This window comes from Phormidium sp. CCY1219 (genome assembly GCF_035615515.1).
GTDB lineage: Bacteria > Cyanobacteriota > Cyanobacteriia > Cyanobacteriales > Laspinemataceae > CCY1219.
In genome coordinates, this window is record NZ_JAJENT010000276.1 from 1 (window position 1) to 20,868 (window position 20,868).

The 20,868-nt window shown below is 47.6% G+C and carries 15 protein-coding genes; 5 read left to right on the forward strand and 10 right to left on the reverse strand.

The window, feature by feature from the left end:
- The coding region (locus LKK83_RS03765) for an nSTAND1 domain-containing NTPase (protein ID WP_324629527.1) at positions 1 to 3,033 on the forward strand (3,033 nt) is incomplete at its 5' end.
- Between the two features lie 197 nt (positions 3,034 to 3,230).
- Here the strand turns inward: LKK83_RS03765 and LKK83_RS03770 are convergent.
- From LKK83_RS03770 to LKK83_RS03800, 7 genes are all read right to left on the reverse strand, one after another.
- On the reverse strand, positions 3,231 to 4,085 hold the full coding sequence (locus LKK83_RS03770) for a NotI family restriction endonuclease (RefSeq protein ID WP_324629528.1): 855 nt from the start codon (positions 4,083 to 4,085) through the stop codon (positions 3,231 to 3,233).
- Positions 4,082 to 5,179 (reverse strand): DNA-methyltransferase, encoded by a 1,098-nt coding sequence (locus LKK83_RS03775; protein ID WP_324629530.1) that lies wholly within the window; start codon positions 5,177 to 5,179, stop codon positions 4,082 to 4,084. The genes LKK83_RS03770 and LKK83_RS03775 overlap by 4 nt, the downstream gene beginning before the upstream one ends.
- Before the next feature lie 127 nt (positions 5,180 to 5,306).
- A complete protein-coding gene (recG, locus tag LKK83_RS03780) occupies positions 5,307 to 7,808 on the reverse strand; it encodes an ATP-dependent DNA helicase RecG (RefSeq protein ID WP_324629531.1) in 2,502 nt (833 codons plus the stop codon).
- 9 nt (positions 7,809 to 7,817) lie between these two features.
- A complete protein-coding gene (locus LKK83_RS03785) occupies positions 7,818 to 8,747 on the reverse strand; it encodes a hypothetical protein (protein ID WP_324629532.1) in 930 nt (309 codons plus the stop codon).
- Between the two features lie 406 nt (positions 8,748 to 9,153).
- Positions 9,154 to 9,813 carry a translation elongation factor Ts gene (tsf, locus tag LKK83_RS03790; RefSeq protein ID WP_324629533.1) on the reverse strand — a complete coding sequence of 220 codons (660 nt, stop codon included), beginning with the start codon at positions 9,811 to 9,813 and terminating at the stop codon, positions 9,154 to 9,156.
- Positions 9,814 to 10,044: 231 nt separating this feature from the next.
- Complete coding sequence (rpsB, locus tag LKK83_RS03795; RefSeq protein ID WP_324629534.1) at positions 10,045 to 10,845, reverse strand: 30S ribosomal protein S2; 801 nt, start codon at positions 10,843 to 10,845, stop codon at positions 10,045 to 10,047.
- 357 nt (positions 10,846 to 11,202) lie between these two features.
- Positions 11,203 to 12,150 (reverse strand): glycosyltransferase family 2 protein, encoded by a 948-nt coding sequence (locus tag LKK83_RS03800; protein ID WP_324629535.1) that lies wholly within the window; start codon positions 12,148 to 12,150, stop codon positions 11,203 to 11,205.
- Positions 12,151 to 12,222: 72 nt separating this feature from the next.
- On the opposite strand from LKK83_RS03800, the gene LKK83_RS03805 reads away from it, so the two are divergent.
- Positions 12,223 to 12,450, forward strand: coding sequence for a hypothetical protein (locus tag LKK83_RS03805; protein WP_324629536.1), 228 nt, complete (start codon positions 12,223 to 12,225; stop codon positions 12,448 to 12,450).
- 358 nt (positions 12,451 to 12,808) lie between these two features.
- Here the strand turns inward: LKK83_RS03805 and LKK83_RS03810 are convergent, their stop codons facing one another.
- The 3 genes from LKK83_RS03810 to LKK83_RS03820 all read right to left on the reverse strand — a co-directional run bounded on the left by LKK83_RS03810 (position 12,809) and on the right by LKK83_RS03820 (position 16,253).
- A complete protein-coding gene (locus LKK83_RS03810; RefSeq protein WP_324629537.1) occupies positions 12,809 to 13,378 on the reverse strand; it encodes a hypothetical protein in 570 nt (189 codons plus the stop codon).
- A gap of 267 nt (positions 13,379 to 13,645) precedes the next feature.
- The gene (locus LKK83_RS03815; RefSeq protein WP_324629539.1) at positions 13,646 to 14,875 is read right to left on the reverse strand and encodes a glycoside hydrolase family 10 protein; all 1,230 of its coding nucleotides are present in this window, start codon (positions 14,873 to 14,875) and stop codon (positions 13,646 to 13,648) included.
- Between the two features lie 160 nt (positions 14,876 to 15,035).
- On the reverse strand, positions 15,036 to 16,253 hold the full coding sequence (locus LKK83_RS03820) for a glycoside hydrolase family 10 protein (RefSeq protein ID WP_324629540.1): 1,218 nt from the start codon (positions 16,251 to 16,253) through the stop codon (positions 15,036 to 15,038).
- A 250-nt stretch (positions 16,254 to 16,503) separates the two neighbouring features.
- Between LKK83_RS03820 and LKK83_RS03825 the strand changes: the two genes are divergently transcribed.
- The 3 genes from LKK83_RS03825 (at position 16,504) to LKK83_RS03835 (ending at position 19,854) form a co-directional block, all read left to right on the forward strand.
- On the forward strand, positions 16,504 to 18,198 hold the full coding sequence (locus tag LKK83_RS03825; RefSeq protein ID WP_324629541.1) for an ABC-F family ATP-binding cassette domain-containing protein: 1,695 nt from the start codon (positions 16,504 to 16,506) through the stop codon (positions 18,196 to 18,198).
- A gap of 463 nt (positions 18,199 to 18,661) precedes the next feature.
- Positions 18,662 to 18,892 carry a helix-turn-helix domain-containing protein gene (locus LKK83_RS03830; RefSeq protein WP_324629542.1) on the forward strand — a complete coding sequence of 77 codons (231 nt, stop codon included), beginning with the start codon at positions 18,662 to 18,664 and terminating at the stop codon, positions 18,890 to 18,892.
- 215 nt (positions 18,893 to 19,107) lie between these two features.
- Positions 19,108 to 19,854: a hypothetical protein gene (locus LKK83_RS03835; RefSeq protein WP_324629543.1), complete on the forward strand. Its 747-nt coding sequence runs from the start codon at positions 19,108 to 19,110 to the stop codon at positions 19,852 to 19,854.
- The last annotated feature ends 1,014 nt before the right edge of the window (positions 19,855 to 20,868 follow it).

Genomic DNA, 20,868 nt, shown 5'->3' on the forward strand with positions numbered 1-20,868 from the left:
GATGAGATTTCTGCCAAGCTGACGCGGTTGGCACCGGATTTCGAGAGTTGGGGGAGTTTGACCGAGTTTGCGATCGCCCCGGAACTGTTGCTCGAAATCCTGCAGCAGTATGGCGATCGCCTGTTTCGCGCCGTTGTGCAAGCCAGCAATGGCGAGTTTCTCACTAATCAAGCCATTTTCGGCGATCGCTATCCGTTAGAACTCGATGCCGCTTTGCGAGAACTGCAACGCTCTGGCGCACAGTTATCCCCGGAATTACAGGCAGTATTGCACTTCGTTCGCGGTCGCGATGCCTATGTCGGCGATCGCATCGACGAGGCGTTGGATTTCTATCAGCAAAGCCTTGCTTTTTGGCAACACACTGACAATTTACAACGGCAAGGAATCAACCTCTATCATATCGCATTGGCCTATGGTCGTCAAGCGGAATTAGACCGCGATCGCGCCGCCCAACATTGGCAGCAAGCGCGGCACTTTTTAGAAGAATGCATAGCGGTTTTACAGCAGGGAAATCACCCGGAATTGGTGGCCAAATTTATCGTCACTCAGGCGGAAATTTTGCGCCAACTCCAAGCTTGGGACGCATTGCAAACCCTGGCTAATAGTGCCGTAAAATTGCCCGAAACTCATGGCAATCCAGGGGCATTGGCGCGAGATTATGGATTTTTGGCCGAAGTCGCCTTGCATCGGGAAAAGTGGATGGAAGCGAAAAATTTGGCCACAAAAGCTCTGGAAATTCTGGAAAGCGATGGCGAGGGGCAGCAACGAGACCGGGGGTTATTTCTGCTGCTGTTGGCGCGCAGTTTGCGCCCGCTGTCGGAAGGGGAAGCAGCGGTGGAGTGTCTGGAAAAAGCCCGCGATATCGACCCGCAGGATAACCCGCCACTCTATATCGAAATTTTAGAAGAATTGCGGTCGCTTTATTATGAAAAAAGCGAGTATCGCAAGGCTTTTCAAATCAAACAAGAACGCCGTTCCATCGAGCAACAATTTGGATTTCGCGCTTTTATGGGTGCGGGACGCTTAGAACCCCACCGAGAGGCGCGATTGCGTGCGTTTCCCCGTCTATCTCGCCCTACTGTAGCAGAGGAAATTATCGCCTCTGGACGCGAAACAGACCTGCATTACTTGATAGAAAGAATTGGTTCGACTCAGCATAAGCTGACGGTAATTCACGGTCAATCTGGGGTGGGGAAAAGTTCTCTGGTGAAGGCGGGATTGCTCCCGGCCCTGAATTCTCGGATTATCGGCGATCGCGAGGTGTTGCCCGTTGCGTTGCACGTCTATGGCAATTGGGTGTCAGAACTGGGTCAGCGCTTGAACAAATCTCTGGCTAAAAAAGGCATTTATTTGTCCGACTCTCCAACCTCGATTGAAGGGTTAATCGAACAGTTGCGAGAAACTGAATCTCGGCATTTGCTGACGGTGTTAATTTTCGACCAGTTGGAAGAATTTTTCTTCGGATGTCGCAATCCGGCGGATCGGTTAAAATTGTTTTGCTTTCTCGGGGAATGTTTGAATCTGCCGTTTGTTAAGGTGGTTTTGTCCTTGCGGGAAGATTACCTGCATTTTTTACTGATTGCTAATCGCTTCCAATGTTTGAGCGCCATCGACAATGATATTTTGAACAAAGCGGTTTTGTATCCCCTGGGAAACTTTTCCCCCAAGGGTGCAAAAGATGTAATCGACAAGTTAACTCAACGCGCTCAATTTCATTTAGAATCTGCGTTAGTCGATACTTTAGTTAGGGATTTATCTGGGGATTTGAAATCGGTGCGTCCGATTGAATTGCAAGTGGTGGGCGCGCAATTACAAATGGAGAATATTACTACCTTGGCGCAATATCGCGATTTGGGTGAAAATCCGAAAAAACAATTGGTGCAGCGCTATTTGGAAGAGGTGGTGAGAGATTGCGGTCCGGAAAATAAAAAGGCGGCGGAGTTGATTTTGTATTTGCTCACGGGGGAAAATAATACTCGCCCTTTGAAAACGCGATCGGATATCGAACGGGATTTAAAAGGGTTGGCGGTTAATTTATCGCCAACGCCGGAACAGTTGAATTTGATTCTCTATGTGTTCGTGCGATCGGGTTTGGTGTTTATGTTACCGGAATCCCCCGCCCATCGCTATCAATTGGTTCACGATTATCTCGTGGGGTTCCTGCGCCACAGTCAAGCGGACAGTATCCGCGAGTTACAACACCAGTTAAAGGAAAAGGAGGAGCAAGTGAGTCGTCTTTTGAAACGGCAATTGCAAGCCACTTTTGCTGCTGTAATTATTCTGCTAATTATTGCAGGAGGTGCGGTAGGATTTGGTTGGCAAAACAGAGAATTAGCGAATCAGCTTCAAGTGAACCAACAAAAGCTGGAACGGAACAATCAAAAACTGGAAGAAACTAATCACCAGTTAAAGGCAATAACTGCTCAACTCGAACAAGGAAAGCAAACACTGCTCGAATTCGCACTGCAACCGGAATCCCAACTCTCTAACGTTCTGGACGATTTAATTAATGAAGCCGATGTGAAAGCTGAAAACTACCAAGCCCTGAAACAATTCTTAATCCAAAGAGACTGGGAAAATGCCGATCGCGAAACTTACTTTTTGATGCTTTATATAGCTGGAAACAAGTCTTATCAACAAGGCTATTTCGATAAGGCAGAATACGAGAACTTTTCTTGTGCAGACCTGAAACTCATCGACGATCTGTGGTACGTTTCCAGTGGAGGTACCCAGGGATTCCGAGTTCGGCACAATATTTATCGCGAAAGCGGACAAGATTGGGAACAAATGTACGATCGCGTGGGATGGCGAAAGGACAACCGACGATTAATCGATACAGCATACGATCCAAAGACCCAGTGGTTCAGCTATCCTGATTGGTGGAAGCCCAATTTTGAGAATCCTCCAGAAGGTCATCTCCCCTATTTTTACGGAATTGCCGTGTATGAAACCCCACTACCGGATCCTAACAAACGCCAATTCCAGATTCAGGACCTCCTCGATCGCTGTGAGTATAATGCCCCGGATGAGTAAGGAGAAGCGATCGCCTCTCGCCACTGACCCCATGCCATTGATATAATATTTGCTGAATTAACCGCTACGGGTCCGATTCGCCCAGGGAAAGGCTATGGAAGCTTCTTCCTGTCTGGGAACGAGTCTTTCGATTGCGGTTAAATGCCCGGACATACTATGAGTCTGTATGGGTGCGATGTAAAAGAAGGCTTTTTTGTTTAAATTCTCAGCAAAGTTTCCGGACTCAACTTTGCCTGAATTCTCGCAACAAGCTGTTCTTCTGAAACTTCCACATCTTTTCTCATTCCCAGCATTGTCTCGATGCCTACAGTTGTCGTACTGTATCGAGAACTCAGTTCTAATGTAAATCCACCGTCTGCCTCTTGTGGTAGATTATACGTATGAAAATGAACCGCATCTTTTTCATCAGCGTCTTGCATCACCGAAGTATTAAATACCTTTGACATGTAGGAATAAAATGGTGCTTGAATAGCGAGTACCAAATGTTTGCCAAACAGTTCCAAACTGGTTGCTTTATGATGAAGCTGAATTAAAATCGTTTTAGCTGTCATTTTCCAGTTCATGCCATAGGTTTTTGAACTTCGGGGAAATTTTTTCACCGAAATGCCTATTTCATCTCGAATACACTGTTGTCGAGAAGGCCAAACCGTACCCGTGGTATCAAGGGCTTGGATTTCTATCCCTACATAATCCCGCACCTCTTGGCGACGGGCGGAAACTAGAAAATAATCAATATTCCCCCCAATAACTTCTATTTCTGAAGCAATGTGAAGTTGATTCCCGGGTTCGTGATTTTTCAGCAAATGCAGACAATCGAGAAAAATACGATCGTTTTGTAAAAAGCGATTCGGACAAATAATAATGGGTTCGCCTTTATATCCTACGGTACATGTACCGATAGAAATCTCCGGTTCGCTTTTGCGGGTTTTAAAGCATTTTTTATCAGAATAGATACACTGTTGAGAGTCAAGAATAGCTTGCCATTCTTCGCGATCGCGGTCTGACTCAGTTGAAAAGGTAAACAGTTCGAGAGGTCGCTTGGGAAAATTCATGGTAAGAGTTGAAATAAGCTAGGCTGATACTGAGATAGTCGTTCTTTTGCCACGGTCAAATATTCTGGACTCAGGTCAATTCCCAATCCCCTTCTTCCCAGCTTGACGGCGGTCAAAATTGCGGTTCCGGTACCCACAAACGGATCGAGCACGATTCCCCCACGCGGACAACTTGCTTTCATAGGGATTAAACACAACTCTTCTGGAAACGGTGCGAAATGCTTATCTTTTCGCCACCGATCTTCAGGTAAAATATCCCAAACATCTGCGGGTTTACTGCCTTTTCCGTGATAGGGCAAGATATAAAATCCTTTTTTCTTCAGCTCTAACGCGCGTCCCGAGACTTCTACCGCGTCGGAGTGAGTCGTTCTTTGTTGCCCTCTAATCACCATTCTAAAATCAAACCATTTTCCTTCTTTTACTTTTTCTAACGCATTATCCAGTGCTTGTAATGCATTCGCTTTTTCAAGTTTATCTAATTCCGAGGTTCGGTTGATTTGTCTTCGATAATTGACGCCACTCACTCCCGTCGCTGTCACGACTTGCCCGTTTTTTTTGACCCGAGATGATTTGGCGGTTTTTCTAATGGCATCTACGTCATAGTAATACTTGGGCTGTTTGACTAAATGAAAGAGGTATTCATGCACCGTTCTGAGCTTATCTTTAGAATTATCCGGACTGCCTTTTATTTTATGCCAAATTACATCATTTCTCAGAATCCATCCTTGGGTATCTTGTAAAGCAATGGCGATTCTCCACGGTATGCCTTGCAAGTTCTTGTGGCGATAAGTATCGCCAAGGTTCAACCAACAAGACCCTTCGGGTTTGAGAATGCGCTTGACTTCGGCGAAAACTTGCAGCAAGTTGTCAATATAGTCCGATAATGAGGGTTCGTTTCCGATGGAATGGGGATGGGTATATTTCCGTTGCTGCCAATAGGGCGGGCTAGTGATTGTCATGTCAATACTTTCTGAGGGAATGTCTTTGAGAATATCCAAAGCATTTCCCGAGAGGAGCAAATATTGCTGGCTACTCTTCCCTGCTAAAAACTCTGGAATTCTATTGCTGTTTGGCTGTGAGTTTGCAGTATCCATTGCGATTTTCTACTTTTTAAATCCACCGCGATCGCCGTTACCCGGTCTTTCTCCAATCCGGGGGAGGGGCAAAACCAATCGGTATCGGTATCGGTATCCTTCGCACATCGGCGGCGATATCGGGCAATTAGGTCATAATCGCGCCGCCGAGTAACCTTTGATAGCGATTCTCTAATTCCACTTTCAACAGGGGCCATCGGTCTAACGTGGCATCTTTGGCGATCGCCTTTTCTGCTGCATCCCGGGCCAACACCAAAATCTCTTGGTCTTCCACCAAACTCGCGAGGGCAAAATCGGGCAATCCAGACTGGCGAGTTCCGAGAACCTGTCCCGGTCCGCGCAGGCGCATATCCATTTCCGCAATCAAAAACCCATCTTGCGACTGTTCCATCACATTCAGTCGCTGACGGGCATCGGAAGTCGCTTTCGGATGGGTCATTAATATACAATAAGATTTATCCGCCCCCCGTCCCACTCTTCCGCGCAATTGGTGCAACTGAGACAATCCAAATCGTTCGGCATTTTCGATTAACATAACCGTTGCATTCGGTACGTCTACCCCCACTTCCACCACGGTAGTAGACACGATAATTTGAGTTTCTCCATCACGAAAGCTGCCGATCGCCGCTTCTTTTTCCGCAGAACTCATTCGTCCGTGTAGCAGTCCCACCGTAAATTCGGGAAACACCACATCCTGTAATCTTTGATATTCTTCAATTGCGGATTTTAAATCTAATTTTTCCGATTCTTCAATTAACGGTAATACTACATAAACTTGACGTCCTTGGGCCACTTCGCGGCGGATGAGTTCGTAGGCTTGTTTTCGGTCTTTTCCGGATAAAACGCTGGTTTGAATGCCTTGTCTGCCCGGGGGCAATTCATCAATTTGACTGACATCTAAATCCCCATGTAAAGTCAGGGCGAGGGTGCGAGGAATGGGGGTTGCGGTCATGGTCATCACGTGGGGCGCTTCGCCTTTTTGCTGCAATTTGGCGCGCTGTCCCACGCCGAAGCGATGTTGTTCGTCGATGACAATTAATCCTAATTTATGGAAGTTTACCGGGTCTTGAATTAAGGCGTGGGTTCCGACTAAAACGGGCAATTCTCCGGTTTCTAATTGGGGTAATATTTGCTTGCGTTTGGCGGTTTTGGTCGAACCGGTGAGCAACTCTACGGGAAGGTGCAGGAGATTAAACCAACTGACTAACTTTTTATAATGCTGTTCGGCGAGGACTTCGGTAGGTGCCATCAGTGCGGCTTGATAGCCGGCTTGAATGGCGGCTAACATGGCGACCACGGCGACCACGGTTTTCCCGGCTCCCACATCACCTTGTATAAGTCTGTTCATGGGTTCCGGTTTTGCCAAATCGGCGATAATTTCCCCAATGACTCGCTGTTGGGCGTTTGTGAGCTTAAAGGGCAGTAGTTGATAAAAATTCTCGATAAGTTCCCCTTGTGCGGCTAACACGGCGCTGGTTTGAGCTTGCTTCTGTCCCTGGCGACGATGCAACAGTCCGAGTTGCAGGTAGAAAAATTCATCGAACACCAGGCGGCGACGGGCTTCTTCACACATCGTGCGGTCTTCGGGGAAGTGAATTTGCGCGATCGCGGTGGGTAATTCCAGCAAGCCATATTTTTCGCGCAGTTTGGCGGGTAGGGGGTCGGGCAACAATTCGGTGGCGGGTAGGGCGGATTTGACGGCTTTCCTCACTAAGTCGGCACTCACACCTTCGGTGAGAGAATAAACCGGCACAACTCGTCCCACATTCATGGAGGCGATCGTGCTTCCATCGTCTAGCACTTCCAGTTGCGGGTTATCCAGGGAAATGCCGTATTTGCTTTTTTTCACTAACCCGGAGGCGGCGACGATCGCCCCGATGGGATACATTCGCTTTTGCATTTCTTGCCACCCGCGAGAACTGTGACGACCGGCAAAAAATCGACTAAGCTTGATTTGACCGGTATTATCTTTCAATACTACATTGAGAATGCTTAATTTCTTATTGCGCGGACTGGTAAAGCAATCGCAGCGCTTGACTTTCCCAACCACGGTTACGGTTTCCCCAGGTTCGAGTTCCTTGATGTTCGCCTGACGGGCATAGTCGATATGGTCGCGGGGGAAATAATAAAGCACGTCGTATAGGGTGTACAATCCCAATTTCCCCAGGCGGGCGGCGTTGCGCGGTCCGACCAGTTGGGTCAATCCTCCGTCTAAGGAGAGATTGGCGGCTGTGCCGTTATCGCTAGCGGATGTGGCTTTTATCGGTTGCGCGACGGGTGCTTGGGAGTCGGCGACGAGTCGGTGTTGTCGGGGTTTTCTCCCTTCGGAATTTCTCGAGGTGCGATCGCTACTGCAGACTCGTTCCATATCTAGCAGAAACTTCCGCGCATCGGTGACTAATTCCTCTCGCTGCTGCTGAGTGAGCTGGGCATAACTGCCAAATTGCGCCGCCATCGATTGCCATCGCCGCAGGTCCGCTGAGAGCAAATTCCCGGGCGGCGCTTCTAAGCTCACCTGGAGAAATTCGCTAAAGCGATATTCGTTTCCTTGCAGGTCGGTATATCCCCGCTGTGCCTCGACGGACAAGGCTTTTTGCAGTCGCACCCAATCTGGTAATTCTGTTGCCACGGTTTCCCCCTACAGATTTATTTTTCCTGCCCAACTGGCGCGCCACGCCCCTTCGGCTTGGGCGACGACCAGTTCTCGTTGTGTTTGCTGATAGTCTCGTTTGAGTGAATTTAATCCGCTCGAAAGTTTCCGAAGTTCCCCGCGCAGGGTACTGAGTTTCGGATCGGCAAATTCAATATCGGATAACCGCATGTGAATTGCCATAATATGAATCGGCCCTTTCGCTAATGCCGCTAAGCCTTTAATTCCTTGCAAATCTTCTGGCGTTTCGGTTTGAATGGTCATGTCGATTACATTAGGCGGTCCGGCCATTGCTGCGTCGGAGTTGGGAACTTTGGCGGCTGCTTCTAAAAACATTTCTGGCAAGTCCTGGGAAAGGATACCTTCTTGGTGAAGCAAGCGATTCGTTTGGCGGGAGACTTGTTGCAATACACGCACAATAGCAGATTCTACCTTAACAAGCCACTGGTCTAAACGCTCTGGGTCTTCGATCGCTTTGCTGTCGGTAACGGCGATCGCCTCGGATTCCTCTTCCTCGCTTTCTATCTGTTCGCCCATCTCTATTTCTTCTGACTCGCTTTCTATCTGTTCGCCCATCTCTATCTCTTCTGACTCGGATGGGAAATTTTCCGCCTTAGCGGTTTCTTCTTCGGCACCGACCTGTTCGAGCAAGTTTCCAAGTTCTTCTTGCGATCGATTGCCTATCTGGCGCAGCTTCTCTTGTAGTTGCTGTTTTCTCGAGAAGCTCAACCCGAGAAAATTTTCTGGATAGCCTTGGGTACAAATATGGTAAGTCGCCAAAATGAGCTGCTGGCGCATGGCTTGTCCGAGGACGGCGAGATAATCTCGATACGCCCCATCGAACCGTTCCGCCAGATCCTTTGACGCCTTCTGGAGTTTTGCAATGTCTCGTTCTATGCGATCGATGGATCTCGCCATAGCTTTTTTTCTCTGCTTTGGAGATCGACTATTCTTTCTACATAATTCGGGTTTTTCATACTATAGCATTTTTCATTTTCATCCAGTATGACCCCGATTTTTTCCCAACCCTTGAGGTATTTGAATCCCCAACCCCCTCCACCACTCCCCCGGAGAAGAACTGCGATAAAGAAAAGACAGGTCATCAAGTTTTTTTGACCTGTCTTTCTGACAGTTCTGCCATTTTCCCTGGGAAAGAAAAGACAGGTCATCGTTTTTTTTTGACCTGTCTTTCTGACAGTTCTGCCATTTTCGCCCCCGTGGAAAAATTGAGCCTGGGTAATGGTTATCCTGGGGCAGATCTTCGCTTACCGTTACTCATTCCCAACTGGGGGTAAGTCTCCGGAAAAATACGCGCGGGGTCTGATTACTTACCCTCAATTTGCGCGGCGACTTCATCCGCCAAATTCGATTCTTCTTTCTCAATCCCTTCCCCGAGCACGAAGCGGATGAAGCGCCGAATTTGAATGTTTTCCCCTAACTGGGCGATCGCTTGCTTGACTAACTCCGCCACCGTAATATCCTGATTCCGAATGTAGGGCTGATCCATCAAAGATATCTCTTTCAAACGCTTATCAATTCGCCCTTGAACGATTTTTTCTCTGATGTTCTCTGGCTTGGAGGCTAAATCTTCTCGCCCCATCTCGATCGCCTTTTCTTTCTCCACCATGTCCGAGGGAATCTCGTCCACGCTGACGTATTCCACGTTCGGACAAGCCGCAATTTGCATAGCCACATTGCGAACTAAGGTCTGAAACTCTTCGCGACGCGCCACAAAGTCAGTTTCGCAGTTCACTTCCACCAGGACGCCAATCCGCCCCCCAGTGTGAATGTAGCTATCCACTAGCCCTTCTGCTGCGACGCGACCGGCTTTTTTCTCCGCTGAGGTAATTCCCTTTTGTCGCAGCCACTCCATCGCTTTGGTGGAGTCACCATCGCTTTCCTGAAGTGCTTTTTTGCAGTCCATCATGCCTGCGCCTGTCTTTTCGCGCAGCTCTTTGACCAGTTTTGCAGATATGTCCGCCATTTTGCCTTCGTTACCCTATGGATTTACAATTTCCCCGAATCCTAACTCCGGGGTGTTCGCCATCTGCTTTAGCCAAGCAACAGAAGCATCTCTTTGAAATACTACAACATCGGCTCAGCTTCAATTTTTCATCCCTGCTCGCTTCTCCCTCTTCGGCTAGAGTGGAGACCTCGGTCTGGTCTCTACTCTAGCTCGAGAGATGCGTTCGCTTACTGGATTCGCGATCGCCGATTATTCCTCGGTGTCCTCATCCTCTTGTTCGTCTTCGGAGTACATCGCCTCTTCGTCGTACTCGTACTCCCCTTCGTAATCGTCGTAGCCTCCGTCATCCTCGCTCTCGGCGGCGGGCTGTCCGTGACGACCTTCGTAAATCGCATCGGCTAATTTACCCACAATTAGCTTGATCGACCGGATCGCATCGTCGTTCGCCGGAATCGGAATGTCCGCTACGTCGGGATCGCAGTTCGTATCCAACAACGAAACGATCGGCAAGTCTAGTTTCAAGCACTCCTGTACCGCGTTGTACTCCCGCCGTTGATCCACAATCACCACGATGTCGGGCACTTTCCGCATGTTTTTGATGCCGCCTAAATATTTCTGTAGCTTCTCGAGTTCGCGGCGCAACATCGCTCCCTCTTTCTTCGGACGCATTGCCAGCGCCCCGCTCTCTTCCATGCGCTCTAGTTCTTTCAGGCGCTCGACTCGGGTCTTGATGGTGGTCCAGTTGGTCAGCATTCCCCCCAACCACCGTTGGTTGATGTAAAATGCCCCGCACCGCGCTGCTTCTTGCGCCACAATGCCGGCAGCTTGCCGTTTTGTGCCCACAAACAACACTTTTTCCCCTTTCTCTGCGGTGGTTCTCATGTAGTCGTAGGCTTCTTCCATCAACTGCGCGGTCTGCACTAGGTCGATGATGTGAACGCCGTTGCGATCGGTGAATATATACCGATCCATTTTCGGATTCCAACGCCGGGTCTGGTGCCCAAAGTGAACGCCGGATTCCAATAAGTCGGCCAATGAAACAACTGGCATTTTTTTCTCCTAATTCGGGTTAATCCTCCATCCGAGGGGATCTCTGGCAACGGCTTCGCTGCTAGAAACACCCGAACTCTCGGATGTGCGAGATTAGACAACTTTACTAGGGTAACACAACTCTCCCCTTTTTTCTTCCCCCGCTTCGGATTTTTCTCCCCCAACCGCCAAACCTCCATTTGGCGGCTGTTTTCTGCCCTCGGTTGCCCTCCCTTCTCTCCCCTACTGGCTGGGTCTGTGCTCCGCCCCTCTCTCCCAGACTCTCTACCGCTTTCTCCCTCCAAGCGTTATCCCCTCAGTTATTCTCTCTTTTCCTTCTTGCAAAATTCTCGACTTTCCCCCTAAAAATTCCCCTCCCTACCCTTGCCTTTTCCCCTGCATTTCCCCATAGGCTTCGTAAACCGCTTTCACGTTATACCAATTTAAAAATAGTCTCGATAACTCCTGCGCCCATTGCCCTTTCTCTCTCTCGATTAACCATTGCAATATCCCCGCCATTGTCCGTTCGTTCAATCTTCCCCCCACGGACAGTATCCCCCACAATATTCGGTGCAATAGGGTCATCTGAATCATCATCCTGACTTCCCAATTCGGATGCTTTTGATAAAACACTACTCCCATCCTCCCCCGCTGCTTTTCTCGCTCGATCGCCCGGGGCAAATCTTCTAAGGAAAATGCCGGATGCCAGTGATATCCTACCGCTTCGGGACATTTCACCAGTTTTAAGTTCAGCTTCTTTAACCTCACCCCTAACTCTAAATCCTCCCAGCCATATTCGCAAAACTCTGGGTCGAATCCCCCAGCTTTCTCTAACCACTTGCGCGCGATCGCCACATTCCCCGTGGCAAAATATGCCGCCGAAAAATCCGTGATTTTGTACGCCTCTTCTGTGGGATGCTCGAAGTTATTGGTGTTGATGACTCTCCCATAGGTAAATAGCCGATCGCTTCCCCTCTTTACCTCCCCTTTCCGCAATCCCTCCCCATGCGCTACGAGAAAATTCTCCGTCACTACTAAATCGCTGTCGATAAACACGATTATCTCTCCTCTGGCTTTTTCTACCCCGAGGTTCCTCGCCGCCGCAGGCCCTTGGTGCCTTTGCTCAAACCAGCGTAAATGCTTCCATCTCCCTTCATTCTCTCTTAACCACTCTACCGTTCCATCCCTGGAACCATCATCCACAACGATGATTTCATAGCCGACTATTCCCCTGTCTTTCGGAATTCTCTGCCTTTCTAATGCCTCGATACATTTCTCTAAAATCAATCGGCGATTGTATGTGGGAATAATGACGCTGAAAAACACTTATTTCCCTCTCACAGCAGTTGCAATTTTGGCCTGTCTGGGGTTGACGCTTACCCCGGTTTTGGGAATGCGATGATTCTACCATCTTCCCTCTGGGGCGATCGCTCTTCCTCTCCCTCCTCCCCTTCTATGCACAGTTTTGTCTTTTTGTCAAACTCTAATTGCCAATTGGCGATTAGCCATCCAAAAAATTGTGCGTCGAGAGAGCAGCCCGATCGCCGTTTCCTCCCGCTTCTGTCTGGCGATCGCACGAACTTATTAGGGTTACAGCCTCCCTCTACCGCCTATTTTTTCGTTTAGTCATAATAAGCCCATTATTTTTTTCTAGTATAGCCCTCAAACCCCCAGAATTGCGTGCGATTTTTCACCCTTTTTTGCCCTAACACTCGGCCAAAAATTTTTAATTTTAAAACAAAAGCGTAAATTGCATAATTAAAATTAATCTAAAAGCCGAAAATCGTCGAAAAGTTGGCAACTGTTAAATTGCAGATTCATAATTATAGGCAACCGAAGCAATGACCAATAGCGATCGCGCTTTTTCGATGTAAGGAGTGAGTGAGTCGGGTGGGTTGGCTCCCCACAGGCAGATAGTCATGTGCAAACCCCTCGGCAATGCCCACCCTACAGCGAGTCAAAAAAGGAATGAGGCGGGTTTGTCTTATACCAAAGGGTGACGGCGCAAGAGAATTAGAGCCAAACCAGACAGGGCAGCGATCGCCAGCCATGCCACCGCCAATCCCACCACCTCAGCCAAAAACAGCTCGGTGCGATCGCGCAGAACGCCCCCCACCACCCAGCCACAGGGCAATCCGACCGCCCAGCTCATCGCAGAGGCCAGAATCCACCATGCCGCCTGGGAGAAGTAGCGCCGCCACACCAGCCATTGTCCCAACCCCAAAAACGCCCCCACCATTGCGCCATCCAAACAACCGTAAAAAATCCGGATGCCCAGCAATTCCGTGCGCGGCGCAATCCAGCCTAACGCCCCCAGACCACTCCCGCCAATGAATGCCCAACTCAGCAGGGTGGCCAGTATCCACCATCCCATCCGATAAAATTGTTGGCGTAAAACTAGCCATTGCACCAAGGCGATCGCCGCGCCACCCATTGCTCCGTCCAGGGCACCGATATAGGGTCTCACCCCCACTTCCACAAACAGCAAACTGAGTAAAAAACCCACCCCGGTGCCGAATACCCACTGCACCCAAAAACCACAATCATTTTTCATCGGTTGGATTGGCCAATAGTTCACCGAAAAATTAGCGCCCTGCAATCCAGAAAGTACGGGGTTACGGTGGCAATGCACCAGGTAAGACTATAGTCTATTTTCACCCTGTAATGCAAGGGTTTGGCGGAAATTTCTCCTAGAGTCCCTGTGGTTTTAATCAGACAGACTTGAAGCTGGCTTGCTGTACCGAATGAGTGACTCGGGGGCAAAGACTGGGTATGCCAACGCGATTTCTACCCCCCAACGCGAGCAATATTATCCTTCACCTTAACTTCCCGGAGAAGCCAACAATTTGCCAAAAGCTTGGCGACGGACTTGGGGCGATTCTGGGGTCAGGTAACTCCATAAGGTTTCCCAGTAGAAAAACGAGAAGCCATCAAATCCGCGATCGCGCACTACCTGCACCTGCTGTTGGATTTCTTCCATCGTCACCGGATTGGTTAAAGTTCCGCTTAAAATTCCAATGCCCACCGGAATTCTCCGCCGCGCCATCTGTAGCGATCGCCGGTCTAACTCTGCGGTAAAATCGCTCAATTTATCCCGATAAACCTGCAAAATCAACTCATCTACCCACCCTTCATCTACCCACCTTTGCCAATCTTGAAGATAGTGGCGATAGGCAAATCCTTGGGGATTGGGCGATAAAGACACCACGCACTCGGGTTTAATGCGTTTTACTTCTCGATAAACCCTTGCCATAAATTCGCTGAGTTTATTCGCCCGCCATCTCATCCATTCCGCATTCAAGTAATCTTTCGGTGGCGGATTCCCCTGATGTTCCTCTCGATAAAGCTTCACCGTCAATAAATCGTACCCTAACTCCACTGGCATGGCAAAATGGTCATCCAGTTGAATCCCATCTACGTCATAGTTTTGCACCACTTCTTTAATTAAATCGAGGATAAACTGCTGCACTTGCGGATGCAACGGATTCAACCAAAGATTGTGGGATGCTATTCCCGGTAGCGGTTGGGCAACTTGGGAGAAATTCTCCTCTTCCCCGTCAGTGTTGGGATTCACATTAGCTTCAGTTAGCCATCCGGGATGCTGCTTGGCAAATTGAGAATTAGCCGGAACCATAAATCCATATTCAAACCAAGGCATCACCGTCAATCCTCGGCGATGACTCAGATTAATTATTTCCGGTAAAATATCTCGCCCAAACCGGGCAAACTGCAACCAATTGTCTTGGTATCGCCCTATTGCTTGATTCGCAACTTGACTGCGGTAAAACGTATGTCCCCGATTCCAGACTACTGGGTAAATGCGATTAAAATTCTGTTGGGAGAGTTGGTGAATGGCCCGATTTATTCCCCAAGGAGCAAATAAAACGCTACTGCCCACATTGGCTATCCAAACGCCGCGAATTTCCGAATAATTTCCCACGGATGGTGTCGGGTTGGATCTTGGCATAAGCGGAAATAAAAATAAGGCGATCGCCACCACAACGCTGCCAACGATTCCCCAATTTAGTGGTTTATTTTTGCCAAGTTTCATTATCCTACTTATGAAGTCTTTTAGTGTTATTGTTATTTACCTTATTCCTCGTTTACAGCTTCGCTGGTTAACCCAAAAAACTTCCTTAAATTCAACCGAAACAATCTCCTCTACCTATAGTTGTCCGGGGAAGCTATTCCCGCGAACACTCCCTGAAATCCTAACGCGAATTATCCGGTGCAAAGAGAGAGTGAAAAACCTGGCGGCGCTTTTTGGGCGAGTCAGGGATGACAGACCCCCACAAGCTTTCCCAATAAAAGAATGCAAAGCCATCAAAGCCGAGTTCGCGAGCAATTTTGACCCGTTTTTTAACCTCAGAGATAGAAATAGGGCGTTTCATTGTACCGCTTAAAATGCCGACCTCAACCCGGGTGAAATTGCGGGCATACCAGACAGTGGAGATGAGTAATTCTTGGTGGAAGCGATATAGGCGATCGTGATAGACTTGCAAAATTAATTCATCAATCCATCCCGATTCTACCCAGGTTAGCCAATCTTGCAGGTAATGGCGATAGGCAAAACTTTGGGAATGCGCCGCCAGCGAAATAGGACAATCGGGTTTAACAAATTTGACGACTTGAAAAATGCGCTGCATGAAGTCCGTGATTTTTGCTGCCCGCCAGCGTATCCACTCGGAATTGTAAGGATTGTTGGGGGGCGGATATCCCCAGTGTTCTTGGCGGTACAGTTCTATGGTAAAAGGGTCATATCCTAACTCCACGGGCAATCCAAAATTATCGTCAAATTGAATGCCATCGACGTTATAATTGAGAATTACTTCAACGATTAAACTGAGAAGGAAATTTTGCACCTCTGGGTGCAGGGGGTTGAGCCAAACCTGTTGGATGGTGAAGGGATTATCGAGAAGTTCGGATTTGAGTTCGTCTTCTTGCAAATTTTCGCTGCGATCGCGGTGCTGCGTTATCCAGTCCGGATGACGCTTAACCAGTTCGGAATTCTTCGGTGCCATAAACCCATATTCAAACCATGCCAAAACGTTCAAATTTTGCTGATGTCCTTCTTGGATAATGCGGTGCAAAATATCTTCGCCATCCTGCATCAATGCGAGCAATACATCTTGCGATCGCCCAGTTTCGCGTTGGGAAACGGAACTGGGATAAAAGGTTTGTCCGCGATTCCAAACCACCGGATAAACTGTGGTAAAATGATGTTGCGATAGTTCGTCCAATGCCCGCGTCACTGCGCCGGGAACAAACAACACATCGCTGCTAACATTGGTCAGCCACACCCCCCGCGTTTCAGTTAGGGGAGTCGCCGATTGAGAAACGGCTACAGAGAAAACAGGAAAAATCGCCACGGCGATCGCTACCACCCCACCCACGATTCGATTTAAGCATCTGCGAGCATTCCGGTTCATTATATGCAGATAGTCCACTTGAGAGAAAATTACAACCTCCGTTCTCGGGGCGAGTTCCGTCACCAGTTCCCAGAGTCACAGACAATTTACACGAAAGCGCCCCATCAGTGGTTAATTTTTGTTAAGATTAACGCGACAACCGCCAACGCCAGACGGATAAACCACCGTGCAGATGCCCTAACCTGCGTCTGTTCCTCTGATTCCGTCGCCGAAGATGCCCTTGTTGTTCCACTTACCTGGGAGTAATTGAATGCTACGACTCGAACATATCAGTAAAATTTACCCGACTGGGGAAGTTCTCAAAGATGTCACCTGGGAAGTTAAACCTGGCGATCGCATCGGCTTAGTCGGCGTCAATGGGGCGGGCAAATCCACCCAACTGAAAATTATTGCCGGCGAAATCGAACCTACCGCCGGCGAAGTCATTCGTCCCGCCAACCTGCACATTGCCTACCTCACCCAAGAATTCGAGGTGGATCCGGCACGCACGGTCCGCGAAGAATTTTGGACCGTATTTCAAGAAGCAAACCACGTGCAACACCAATTGCACGAGGTACAACAGCAAATGGAAACCGCCTCCCCAGAGCAACTCGATAAACTCATTCATAAATTAGATAAGCTACAGCGTAAATTTGAAGCCTTAGACGGTTATACTTTAGACGCCCAAATCGAAAAAATATTACCCGAAATGGGCTTTACCCCCGAAGATGGCGATCGCCTCGTCAGCGCCTTTAGCGGCGGGTGGCAAATGCGGATGAGTTTGGGTAAAATTCTTCTGCAAAATCCCGATATATTGCTCCTCGACGAACCCACCAACCACCTGGACTTAGAAACCATCGAATGGTTGGAAACCTATCTCAAAGGGCTAACCACCCCAATGGTTATTGTCTCCCACGATCGCGAATTCCTCGATCGCCTTTGCACCCAAATCGTGGAAACCGAACGCGGCATCTCCACCACCTACCTAGGCAACTATTCCGCCTATTTAGAACAAAAATCCCTCAACCAAGAAGCTCAACTCACCGCCTACGAACGTCAGCAAAAAGAAATCGCCCAACAACAAGCATTTGTCGATCGCTTCCGCGCCAGCGCCACCCGCAGTACCCAAGCAAAAAGCCGCGAAAAACAACTGGACAAAATCGACCGCATCGAAGCCCCAACAGCAAATTTAAAAAGCCTGCGCTTCCAATTTCCTCCCTCCCCGCGTAGCGGGCGCGAAGTAGTCAATATTAAAGATTTAGTCCAGATTTACGATGACAAAATTCTGTTCTTAGGCGCAGAATTGCTCGTAGAACGCGGCGATCGCATCGCCTTCCTCGGACCGAATGGTTGCGGAAAATCTACCCTCCTGCGAATGATGATGGGCATGGAAAAACCCAGCGAAGGTATCATCGAACTGGGCAAACATAACGTCATCCCCGGCTATTTCGAGCAAAACCAAGCTGAAGCATTAGAACTTACCAAAACCGTCATGGATACTATCCACGACGAAGTACCCGACTGGAAAAACGAAGAAGTTCGCACCTTATTAGGTCGCTTCCTCTTTAGTGGCGAAACTGTCTTTAAACAAATCGCCGCCCTCAGTGGTGGAGAAAAAGCTCGCGTCGCTTTGGCTAAAATGCTGCTTCGTCCCGCCAATTTACTCTTATTAGACGAACCCACTAACCATCTGGATATTCCCGCCAAAGAAATGCTCGAAGAAGCATTGCAAAATTACGATGGAACCGTGATTATCGTCTCCCACGACCGCTATTTTATCTCCAAAGTAGCTAACAAAATTGTCGAAATTCGTGACGGCGAATTTCGCTCCTATCTCGGCGACTATCACTATTATTTAGATAAAATTGCCGAAGAAAAAGAGCAGGAACGTCAAGCTAAAATCGCCGCCGCTAAAGCTGCTAAAAAAGCCGCCAAAAAAGCTAAAGCCGCCGCTAAAGGTAAATAGAAAAGCGGCGATTAAAATCGCGCCTAGACAGGTTAAGTCCGCATGACAAGGACTAATCCTTTTAACTCGTTCCCCCCTGGGGGGAACGCCCTCAAAAAGGTGGGGGATTAAAATCGCGCCTCCGCAAGCTTTAGCTTAGCCATTCCCCCTGACTACCGCCCTCATCACAGGTGATTTGGGAGAAACTTCAAAGGAACGATAGAGGCGATCGCCTCTCCCAAATAACGGCTAAGTCTGACACCGATTCGGCGAACGCGGCAGCACTTCAAACGCGATCGCTCACCGTCAAACCCCACCGCCCCAATTCCCACGATGCCGCTGCAATCTTTGAGCAATCTCAGCTAAAGCCATCGCCTGGTTTGCCTGGAGACCTACTGCCCTGAAACGCTTCACAACTGGGACGTGCAGAAATTTAACAAAATATTAAAGATTTTATATCACCTGTTCTGGTTATAGTAAAAAAATGACACAATCCACCTTGCAAGCATCCGAACTCATCCGGGCACTGCGCGAACGGCTGGGACTCTCCCAGGAAAAGCTCGCCGTTCGGTTGGGCGTGTCGTTCCAGACGGTTAACCGCTGGGAGAAGGGGCGCGTCACTCCGTCGCCGATGGCGATTAAGCCGATCGAGTTGCAACTGCGGCAGATGGGAGACAGAGGGGCTGATTTGTTGGAGGTGTATTTTAGGGATTAGCTGCAAGATTGGAGTGCGATACCAGTAAGTTAAGGAATCTGAACCGATGTCCAGAGGCAAGAAATCGAAACAGCCCAAGGAAGTGAAGAATTACAACCATGCTCACTGGGGTATCAAAAATCAGATCCACTGCTTTAACTGATTTAGGACGGCTACAATAAAAAGCAAATTAATGCTCTAACCTTGTAGATTTACATTAATAGAGGAAGCTAAAGATGAAACACCATCACAAAGCCGAAATCGATAGAAGATTAGACGATACTTTAAGAAAGCTTTCAGAAACAAAATTAATAGATAAAATTGAAGTTGATGAAAAGACACGACAAGTTATTCAACAATTAGGAGAATCCTTAAAACAACTTGGAAAAGACTTAAAAGAAAATGGATTATTAGGATCGGGTGTTAATAATTTAGCCAATGAAATGGCTTCATGTGTAAAGAAATTGTCAGGAGTCATCGAGAAATTTTTTGAAATTTTTACCGAAATTTCTAAAAATGCTTGGTCAAACATATTAATGGCAGCAAGCAGTGGTTCTTCATTAGCTAAAGCTAATGGCCAAAAACTAATTGATTTTGCTAAGACTTCAAGTAGTAAAGCGCGTATGTGGGCTAAGACTTCAACGGGTATGACGATTGTTACAGTAGCTGTGGTGATTAGTCTTGCTGGGGGGGGCTTTTATCTTTATAAAAAACACGAAAAAAAAGAACAGGAGAAAAAAATGAATTTAGAAATAGAAGAAAAAATCAATAAAATAAAACAGAAAATTTATGATTCCTATTCAAATCCAGTGGAATTTAAAAAGTATTTTACTTCGGGTCAGTTTGTTACTGAATTGTTTTCAATTAGTAACATATCTTCAGAAAAAATAGAGGAATGCAAGCAAGATGTAATCAATTATTTACAATCAATGATGCAATTTGGATTTGAATTGGGATCTGAATTGGGATTTGAGAATTCCTAAACCGATAAGCGAAACCATCCCGTAGGCTATTGCCTCGACCTCCTCGACACCGATTACGACCCGAACCCAGAACCCCTGATAAGAGCGGGAGGGGAATCGTCCCGGGATGCGATCGCCCCCAATCGTGGATCCGGTTTACCACGAAGCTGCTCGATAAGCTACTGCTACGAAAAGCCCTTCGGGCATGGCTTCACTTACCGCATTTGATGCAAGACGAAATTCTCAAAGACCTGGGCGTTATTCGGCAGCCGAATGCCATCAACTTTTATTGCATAGACACTCTATTAAGTAAGAATCTGGATCTTTGGATTAGAAAAGCTTATCGTCACGAACTAGAAAGACCCAGGTAACTTGATGTGTACTATCTTATGCTGTTGTATGTTTGGAATCAGAGCTTGTTGTAAATGATATACCTGGATAAAAAACTAAAGGAGTTTTCGTAAGCATGGAAGTATTTTTTTTGATTGTTATTTCTTTGACTTTTTTGGTCTGGTTTGCTACACAAGCCAACAAAAATGTATTCCTTAATGTTAAAACTTTTTGGGGACGTGGCAATTTAAGAATAACCAATACCAGTAAAAAAAGTCATGGTTCAAAGAGAACTAAGACAACACAATATACGAGATGTCCCCAATGTAACGTCAGAATAAAAAGAAAAAATTTGTTGTCACATCAAATATCAAAGTGTCCCAAAAGACATTTACCTCCCCCTCCCCCTTCCACTAGGTTTTAGAGTTTAGAGCGTTATAAAAAGAAGGGGAATTCTGTATTAACTCCGGTCTAACCCAGCACCTTCACCGCCCACAGGATTGATTAGAAAGTAAATCGCCTCGCCTGATAACTGTCAGTTCCGACACTTATCCGAGAAATCCGACAACCTTGCCCGAGATGCGATCGCCCCTCCAAACTCTCACCCCTAACAGTTATTAATGATTTAAAAGACTTGAGAATTTGGCAAAAAGGTATGGAAATTGCAGAAAAATGCTATTTTCTGACTAATCTTTTCCCTAAACA

Bases quoted from the DNA above. Each gene is read 5' to 3' on its own strand.
- LKK83_RS03815 (WP_324629539.1), bottom strand. From the start codon at position 14,875: ATGAAACTTGGCAAAAATAAACCACTAAATTGGGGAATCGTTGGCAGC.
- LKK83_RS03785 (WP_324629532.1), bottom strand. From the start codon at position 8,747: ATGGCGAGATCCATCGATCGCATAGAACGAGACATTGCAAAACTCCAG.
- LKK83_RS03770 (WP_324629528.1), bottom strand. From the start codon at position 4,085: ATGAATTTTCCCAAGCGACCTCTCGAACTGTTTACCTTTTCAACTGAG.
- LKK83_RS03835 (WP_324629543.1), top strand. From the start codon at position 19,108: ATGAAACACCATCACAAAGCCGAAATCGATAGAAGATTAGACGATACT.
- LKK83_RS03805 (WP_324629536.1), top strand. From the start codon at position 12,223: ATGATTCTACCATCTTCCCTCTGGGGCGATCGCTCTTCCTCTCCCTCC.
- rpsB (WP_324629534.1), bottom strand. From the start codon at position 10,845: ATGCCAGTTGTTTCATTGGCCGACTTATTGGAATCCGGCGTTCACTTT.
- LKK83_RS03830 (WP_324629542.1), top strand. From the start codon at position 18,662: ATGACACAATCCACCTTGCAAGCATCCGAACTCATCCGGGCACTGCGC.
- LKK83_RS03775 (WP_324629530.1), bottom strand. From the start codon at position 5,179: ATGGATACTGCAAACTCACAGCCAAACAGCAATAGAATTCCAGAGTTT.
- LKK83_RS03825 (WP_324629541.1), top strand. From the start codon at position 16,504: ATGCTACGACTCGAACATATCAGTAAAATTTACCCGACTGGGGAAGTT.
- tsf (WP_324629533.1), bottom strand. From the start codon at position 9,813: ATGGCGGACATATCTGCAAAACTGGTCAAAGAGCTGCGCGAAAAGACA.
- LKK83_RS03810 (WP_324629537.1), bottom strand. From the start codon at position 13,378: ATGAAAAATGATTGTGGTTTTTGGGTGCAGTGGGTATTCGGCACCGGG.
- LKK83_RS03820 (WP_324629540.1), bottom strand. From the start codon at position 16,253: ATGAACCGGAATGCTCGCAGATGCTTAAATCGAATCGTGGGTGGGGTG.